Here is a 1,560-nt window from a genome sequence, read left to right as displayed (position 1 = left end):
CTGAAACTTGAAAGCTCCGAGACAGACTGATCCCTTGGTATCACAAAGCTCATTTCAATTATTTTAAACATTTAGCTTGCTGTTAGTAGCGAAACTAACCGTTTCGGCAAAAATGCGAAGAACTGATTCATCATCTGAATAATTTGAGTCCTCCTTGCATAAAGTTCATGATTAATAATCGCTTTCAGCGAATTTAGAAGCCATACCAGTGCTTGAGACAACTCAATATCTGGCATGGCTTCATTCATAATGAAAAATAAATCCCCAATGGTTCGGTCGTCTTCATTTTGACGTTCCTGCCAGGCTAACAAGTTGTAAGCTATCATGACAATTGCCAAATGGCCACAAAGTCCGTCATAACTTTGAACTTGTGATTTGTCTAGCCGTAAATATTGCTTGGCAACTTTAAAGTAATTCTCAATTTGCCATCTTCGGGCGTATAGTTGAATGATCTCTTGTGGCTGAAGGGCTAACTGAGTCGTTGCCAGTACCAGGTAGTCATCTTGCCGGGCCCGATTGGCCACGAATACCAAGCGAAGCTTGAACTTTTGGTTCCCAACATGTGCTTCAACGAAGCAGCTATATTGGTAAGTTTGCTTGGGCTGATATTTTGAAGCTTGCAGTCGCTTGTATAATGCTTTAACTGAATATTGCCGTCCGCGATATTGATAGTAAACCTTGCTGGACCGTTTAAGCATGCCCACGCCGTTTAGTCCCAACTTGGTTAATTCATAGAACATTTTTGGTGAGCTGTACCAGCTATCAAATAACACATAGTCAGCTAGAACGCCATTTATGAGGGCTTGCTTGACAAGTTGCAGTGAAACGAGGTTCATTTTTTGCTGTGCTTGGCGCCGTCTCCGGCCAGCAATGGTTCGTTGATCGGTTGTTTTAGCGGATTTTCCAAGGACGTTTTGCGGCTTCTTGGAAGACATTAATGCAAAGTTGATTGGTAAAAATGTATTGGCGTCACTCCACCCCAAAGTTAAAGCCCGGTAGCCCTTAATATATAACTGTTTGTCATGATCAAAGACCCGTGCTAGTAATTCGGTTTGGGTGGCGTACTCACGGGAAAAGAGGGTATCGTCAATGATCAATGCCAACCGCCGCCGGCGGTCAATAAATGGTCGCAAATGCTTGATTAAATGACCCCCAACTTGACAGACCAGACGTTGCCAATTGATCCGGCCATCGTTCAAATTATTTCTAACTGTGCGACTGGTAAAGTTAGGTGTTTCACGTGCTCGATAAAGCGAGCGTCCTAGGAACTTTGTCGTGAGCAGCCATTCAATGACCTTCATCAAACTGATTTCTGAATGCCGGCGATAATTCACCAATTTGGCGAGTTTAGATAGACCAATGAGGGAAGTAAATTGACGAACAATATTGTGAAGCTCGTTTTCAGTATTTTTTTGTCTTATAATATTCATGACGTAAGTCTCCTTTGTATTTTGGTTTTGGTCGACTAAAGTATACAACGCAGGAGAGCTTGCGTTTATTTTTTTGCTAAAAAAGCCAATAACCACACGCCTTTGGCGTGATTATCAGCTTTCAAGTTTC

The 1,560-nt window shown here is 42.2% G+C and carries 1 protein-coding gene; it reads right to left on the bottom strand.

Features of this window, described 5'->3' with window-relative positions; translation table 11 throughout:
• Window positions 1–71: 71 nt before the first annotated feature.
• Entirely contained in the window at window positions 72–1,430 is a 1,359-nt protein-coding gene (locus JCM11969_RS16650; RefSeq protein WP_054713007.1) for an IS4 family transposase, read from the bottom strand.
• Window positions 1,431–1,560: the final 130 nt, after the last annotated feature.

It is taken from the genome of Secundilactobacillus paracollinoides DSM 15502 = JCM 11969 (assembly GCF_001311135.1).
GTDB lineage: Bacteria > Bacillota > Bacilli > Lactobacillales > Lactobacillaceae > Secundilactobacillus > Secundilactobacillus paracollinoides.
This window is presented reverse-complemented; position numbering and strand designations above follow the sequence as displayed.

What these genes read in the sequence shown, in the direction of transcription:
- JCM11969_RS16650 (WP_054713007.1), bottom strand. Translation starts at nt 1,430, where the DNA reads ATGAATATTATAAGACAAAAAAATACTGAAAACGAGCTTCACAATATT.